Annotated in this window: 5 protein-coding genes and 4 tRNA genes; all 9 read left to right on the top strand. The window is 64.5% G+C overall.

The window, feature by feature from the left end; translation table 11 throughout:
- Nucleotides 1–384 precede the first annotated feature (384 nt).
- The 9 genes from ISO4_RS16610 to ISO4_RS16650 all read left to right on the top strand — a co-directional run bounded on the left by ISO4_RS16610 (nt 385) and on the right by ISO4_RS16650 (nt 5,521).
- Nucleotides 385–813: a hypothetical protein gene (locus ISO4_RS16610; RefSeq protein WP_194856953.1), complete on the top strand. Its 429-nt coding sequence runs from the start codon at nt 385–387 to the stop codon at nt 811–813.
- A gap of 73 nt (nt 814–886) precedes the next feature.
- Nucleotides 887–2,575 (top strand): AMP-binding protein, encoded by a 1,689-nt coding sequence (locus tag ISO4_RS16615; protein WP_194856954.1) that lies wholly within the window; start codon nt 887–889, stop codon nt 2,573–2,575.
- 3 nt (nt 2,576–2,578) lie between these two features.
- Nucleotides 2,579–3,550: a biotin--[acetyl-CoA-carboxylase] ligase gene (locus tag ISO4_RS16620; RefSeq protein WP_194856955.1), complete on the top strand. Its 972-nt coding sequence runs from the start codon at nt 2,579–2,581 to the stop codon at nt 3,548–3,550.
- Nucleotides 3,547–4,281 (top strand): type III pantothenate kinase, encoded by a 735-nt coding sequence (locus ISO4_RS16625; RefSeq protein ID WP_194856956.1) that lies wholly within the window; start codon nt 3,547–3,549, stop codon nt 4,279–4,281. The genes ISO4_RS16620 and ISO4_RS16625 overlap by 4 nt, the downstream gene beginning before the upstream one ends.
- Before the next feature lie 22 nt (nt 4,282–4,303).
- Complete coding sequence (locus ISO4_RS16630) at nt 4,304–4,984, top strand: SPOR domain-containing protein (RefSeq protein WP_194856957.1); 681 nt, start codon at nt 4,304–4,306, stop codon at nt 4,982–4,984.
- 60 nt (nt 4,985–5,044) lie between these two features.
- Nucleotides 5,045–5,120: transfer RNA gene (locus ISO4_RS16635), tRNA-Thr, on the top strand.
- An 83-nt stretch (nt 5,121–5,203) separates the two neighbouring features.
- A tRNA-Tyr gene (locus ISO4_RS16640) sits at nt 5,204–5,287 on the top strand.
- 37 nt (nt 5,288–5,324) lie between these two features.
- Nucleotides 5,325–5,398, top strand: a tRNA-Gly gene (locus ISO4_RS16645).
- Nucleotides 5,399–5,445: 47 nt separating this feature from the next.
- Nucleotides 5,446–5,521 (top strand) — tRNA-Thr (locus ISO4_RS16650).
- The last annotated feature ends 174 nt before the right edge of the window (nt 5,522–5,695 follow it).

Consider the following 5,695-nt stretch of genomic DNA (forward strand, 5'->3'; position numbering starts at 1 on the left):
TATTTAAGATACGATGAACTCCTCTCCCTACAAGGCCCATGTGAGCGACCCTGTTCCAAAGGAACGGGGAGCAGGCGCCAAAGGCGTCGCGAAGCGATCGCGAGCAAGCTCGCGACCTAAAGTAGGTCAGCCCACGCCAAGCCTCCGCTACCGGCAAAGCGACCTAAGTAGGTCAGTAGGTCATCCCCACTCCACACCCCTCTGGAATCCTGCCGGCCGGCAGAGCCGGCCTTTCGCGGGCAAGGCCCGCTCCCACAAGCCCCACTCCCCAAACACCTTTCTTCCCCAGGGCCACCCCAAAACCCCCGATTTTCCCTCACCACCCTTTATCCCATGCCCATGTATCTCTATGCTCAGTAAGTTACGTCGGTGATTGGAGGCTCTATGCAGTGGGTGAAGGCCTTTGTGGCCGGTTTTCTGGCTACCCTGGTGTTCCATCAAGGCCTGCTGGCGCTGCTCCATGCCGCAGCGGTGGTGCCGGTTTCTCCTTATAACTGGGCGCCGTCCGCGCCGTTGGGCGTGCCCGCCGTGTTGTCGCTGGCGTTCTGGGGCGGCGTCTGGGGTCTGCCGTTATGGTGGCTGATCCGTTTTAAGCCGGCCCACCTCTACTGGTCGGTGGCCGTTCTGTTCGGCGCCATCGCGCCCACCGTCGTCGCCATGCTTCTGGTATTCCCCATGAAAGGCATTCCGGTCAGCGCCACCACCTGGGTTGGCGGCTTTATGCTGAACGCGGCCTGGGGTCTCGGGGTCGCGGTGTTCATGGGGCCGGTGTTCCGGGCCTATCCGGTGGCCCCGGAAATGATCGTTAAATAAAACAGCGGCCGCGGCGCCGCGCCGGTGCCCGCCGTATTAACTCGTGTTTTTGGTTTGGGAAAAGGTGATCGCTATGACGAATGACAATAATGCCGCCATGAAGACCCCCGTCCAGGCGCTGGAAGACCGCCGCCGTCAGCAAGGCGACAGTGTTGCCATGGTCCAGCCGCTGGGTGGCGACCAGGTGCGCCGCTATACCTGGAACGAGGTGGCCGACGAGGCCTACCGCATGGCCGCCTATCTCAAGGCCGAAGGCATTCAGGCCGGCGACCGCGTGGCGCTGGTCTCCAAAAACTGCGCCGAGTGGATCATCGCCGACCTGGCGATCTGGGTCGCCGGCGGCGTCAGCGTGCCGCTGTACCCGACCCTGTTGGCGGATTCCGTGCGGCTTATTCTCGAGCACAGCGAGTCCAAGCTGCTGTTCGTGGGCAAGCTGGATGACTGGGACATGATGAAGGACGGCGTGCCCGAGGGCGTCAAACAGGTGGCGTTCTCGCTGGCGCCGGACGAAGTGCGCGGCAAGGTGCCGGTATGGACCGACATCGTCGCCAAGCAGGAGCCGCTCGCCGAAGCCGCGTCCCCGGGGCCGGACGACCTCGCCACCATCATCTATACCTCCGGCACCACCGGGGTGCCCAAAGGGGTTATGCACCAGTACAAGAGCATGTCCGCGGTGGGCGCCAAGGTGATCCAGGTCTACAACCTGGAACCTTCGGACCGGATGATTTCCTACCTGCCGCTTTCCCACGTGGCGGAGCGGGCCGCCGTGGAAATGGCGCTGCTGTACGTGGGCAACACCGTCTACTTCGCCGAGTCGCTGGACACCTTCGGCGAGGACATCAAGCGCGCCAAGCCCACCCTGTTCTTCGCGGTGCCGCGTATCTGGTCCAAGTTTTACCAGAAAGCCTCCGAGGCGCTGCCGCCCAAGAAGCTCAATACGCTGCTCAAGATTCCGCTGCTCAACAAGGTGATCAAGAAGAAGGTGCTCGGCGCCATGGGCCTGGACGAATGCCGCGTGGCGCTGTCCGGTGCCGCGCCGCTGTCCACGGACATCATTTCCTGGTTCAACAAGATGGATCTGGAAATCCTGGAAGTGTACGGCATGACGGAAAACTTCGGCTGGTCGCACACCACCGAGCAGGGTGACCAGCAGATCGGCTGGGTCGGCACCCCCAACGACGGCGTTGAATGCCGCATCGGCGAGGCCGGCGAGGTGGAAGTGCGCAGCGTGGCCAACATGAGCGGCTACTACAAGCAGGCCGACCTGACCGCCGAGGTGCTGACCGAGGACGGCTGGCTGAAGACCGGCGACGTGGGCGAGATCGACGGCCGCGGCCGTCTTCGCATTACCGGCCGGATCAAGGAGATCTTCAAGACCGAGAAGGGCAAGTACGTGGCGCCGGCGCCGATCGAAAACCGGCTCGCCAGCCAGCCCGGCGTGGAGCTCGCCTGTGTCATCGGCGCCAACATGGCGCAGCCGATCGCGCTGCTCAACCTCACCCCCGAGGAGCAGGAAAAGCTCAGCAAGGGCACTGAGAAAGAGCACTTCACCCAGTCACTGAACGCCTTGCTTGAGAAAGTGAACAGCCAGATCGACGCCCACGAGCGCCTCAACGCCCTGGTGGTCTGCAAGACCCCCTGGACCGTGGAGAACGGCTTGATTACGCCGACCCTCAAGCTCAAGCGCAACGAGATCGAGAAATACTACGACGCGGATCTGCCCACCTGGGCGGCGTCCCGTGGTGTGATCTGGGAGCAGTAATCGTTGAAGGATTCCGATCCGGACCTGCATCTGATCCGGTTGCTCGCCGACGGCCGCTTCCACTCCGGGGGTGACCTCGGCGAGGCGCTCGGTGTCTCCCGCGCCGCCATCTGGAAACGTCTGCAGCGCGCCGCCGAGGCCTACGGCCTGTCCGTGGAGTCGGTGCGCGGCAAGGGCTACCGCCTTACCAGGGCGCTGGATCCGCTCGACCCGGCGGACCTCGAGGAGGCCCTGCGCGGCCGCGCCGAGCTCCACTTTCAACCCGTGACGCAGTCCACCAACGCCGACGCCATGGCCCTGGCGGCGGACGCCGGCGGGCCAGTGGTGGTGACCACGGAGTACCAGAGCGCCGGACGCGGCCGGCGCGGCCGGCAGTGGCAATCGCCGTTCGGCGCCAACCTCTACTTGAGCGTGCTGTACCAGTTGTCCGGGGGCTTCTCGTCGCTGGGCGGGTTGAGTCTCGCCGCCGGGGTGGCGGTGAGTCGGGCCCTGGCGGACACCGTGCCGGAGCTGGGGCTGGGCCTGAAGTGGCCCAACGACCTGCTGGTGGACGGCGCCAAGCTGGGCGGCGTTCTGATTGAGCTGGCCGGCGAGATGGAGGGGCAGGTCCAAGTGGTGGTGGGCGTCGGCATCAACGTGGCCATGAGCGACCACCAGGCCGAGGCCATCGACCAGGACTGGACGGACCTGCGCCGCGCCAGCGCGGCGCCGCCGGACCGCACGCGGCTGGCCACCGCCGTGGCCGGCGAGCTGCTCACCATGCTCGACCGGTTCGCGGTGGACGGCTTCGCGCCGTTCACGGCGGCCTTCGATCAAATGGACGTCTGCCGGGACCGGCCGGTGGTGATTCATACTGGAGCCGGTCAGCGCACCGGGGTGGCCCGGGGCGTGTCCGAGGACGGCGCTTTGCGGGTGGAAATAGACGGAGAGATCCATTACATGCACGGCGGCGAAGTGAGCTTGAGATTACAATGAAGTTGTTCGTGGATGTGGGTAACACCGCCTTGAAATGGCGCCGCCGTGGGGCGGACGGGACCGTGCAGGGCGGCGCCGCCCACGGCCGGGACTGGCCCCGGGCCCTGCAGGCGCCGCTGGACGCCGGCGCTGCCGGATTCGAACAGATCTGGGTGGCGTCGGTGGCCGGCGCGGAAGCGGATGAACGCATCGGCGCCTTGATCGAGGCGCGTACCGGGGTGCCCCCGCGGTTCTACTACTCCCGGCAGGAGGACTTCGGGGTCAGCAACTGCTACCCGGAGCCGCGCCGGCTGGGCGTGGACCGCTGGGTCGCCCTGGTGGAGTGCTGGCAACGCTTCGGTGCCGGCATCATTATCGATTGCGGCAGCGCCCTGACCATCGACGCGATTGATGGCGAGGGCCGTTTTCTGGGCGGTTATATCGTGCCGGGGCTGGGGATGCTGCGCAGTGCGCTGCTGCGCGACACCGCCGACGTCCACGTGGACCAGGCCCGCCCCCGCCTGACGCTGGGGCGCTCCACCGGTGAGTGCGTCCATAACGGCCTGCTGCGCATGTCTGTGGCGTTCGTCACGGATGTGGTGGTTGAACTGCGTGAACGCCTTCCGGATACTTGCAAGGTATTGGTGACCGGCGGCGACGCGGACGAGCTCAGTTCCGCCTTTTCCTTTGAATTCATGCATTTGCCCGACCTGGTGCTGGACGGCCTGGAGCGGGTGGCGGCACGTCAATAATAAAGCTTGGGGGCGACAGTCGGTGCGATGGGTCTTTTACAGCCTTCTGGTGGTGAACCTGGTCTACCTGGGCTGGCAGCTGGTATCCGACGCCGTTTGGGGTGGCGGATCGTCGGCCGTTATTGAGCGCGCCGACGCCGGTGAGTCTCCCGACGCCCCCGCCCTGCGGCTGCTGAGCGAAGCGCCGCAGCCGGACCGGGCGCTGCGCCCGGACGCACCGGCGCGCCCGGGGTTGTGCCCGGTGGTCGGGCCCTGGTCGGCCCGCGGTGAGGCGGAGCGCGCCCGCGTGCAGTTGGAAGCGGCCGGGTTGGCGGCAACGATCCGCGCGGTGACGGTTCAGAAAGACCACCTCAACTGGGTTTACCTGCCCCCCTACGACAGCCGCGAGCGGGCCCTGGAAGTGCTCAGCGAACTGCAGTCCCGGGGCGTGGACAGCTTTATCGTCAAGGCCGGGGAGGACGCCAACGCCATTTCCCTGGGGTATTTCACCAGTGAGGAGTCCGCCGAAGGGTTGCGCGTAAAAATGCATAATGCCGGGTATCCGGCCTTTGTGCGCGAGACCTCGCGACCGGTGACCGAATACTGGCTGTACATGCCGGAACGGGCGGATGGCGCCGCGGCGCTGGAGGATTTTCTGGTCGGCAACCCGGCGGTGAGCCGCGATCGGGTGGCCTGCCGGACCCCGGCACCACAAAACGGATAATCGCCGCGGCAATCATTGCACCCCCGATGGGCTTTCTATAGAATGCGCAGCCCTTATGCTGCTGGCGTAGCTCAGTTGGTAGAGCAGCTGATTTGTAATCAGCCGGTCGGGGGTTCGACTCCTCTCGCCAGCTCCACTTTACGCTCGCTAAGAGCTTGAAAATCCCTGAAAAGATGTTGACAAGGGGTTGGGGCGTAAAGAGAATGTAGGCCCTTTTCTGGAGGGGTTCCCGAGTGGCCAAAGGGATCAGACTGTAAATCTGACGCGAAAGCTTCGGAGGTTCGAATCCTCCCCCCTCCACCAGATTTAAGCCGACAGGCTGGCAGGCATAGGAAGGTTCGCGGGCATAGTTCAACGGTAGAACCTCAGCCTTCCAAGCTGATGATGCGGGTTCGATTCCCGCTGCCCGCTCCAGACTGCGGTGACAATTTGGATGCCTGACAAGGCAATATGAAGTTTACGCTCATGTAGCTCAGTAGGTAGAGCACACCCTTGGTAAGGGTGAGGTCACCGGTTCAAATCCGGTCATGAGCTCCAATTTCCGGGCCCGGGTAGAACCCGGGTCCGGCTTCATGTGTCTTGGTGGTGCCCGGGTGGCCCGCGATATTGCGGTCCGTATTGTGTTTTTCCAGGCAGACGCGCCGTTCAGACGGGGATGCACAACCAAGTTGAGAGGTAGAGAGTCGTGGCAAAGGAAAAGTTTGAACGTAA

Origin of the sequence: Alloalcanivorax venustensis ISO4 (assembly GCF_015356855.1) — a bacterium.
Classification (GTDB): domain Bacteria; phylum Pseudomonadota; class Gammaproteobacteria; order Pseudomonadales; family Alcanivoracaceae; genus Alloalcanivorax; species Alloalcanivorax venustensis.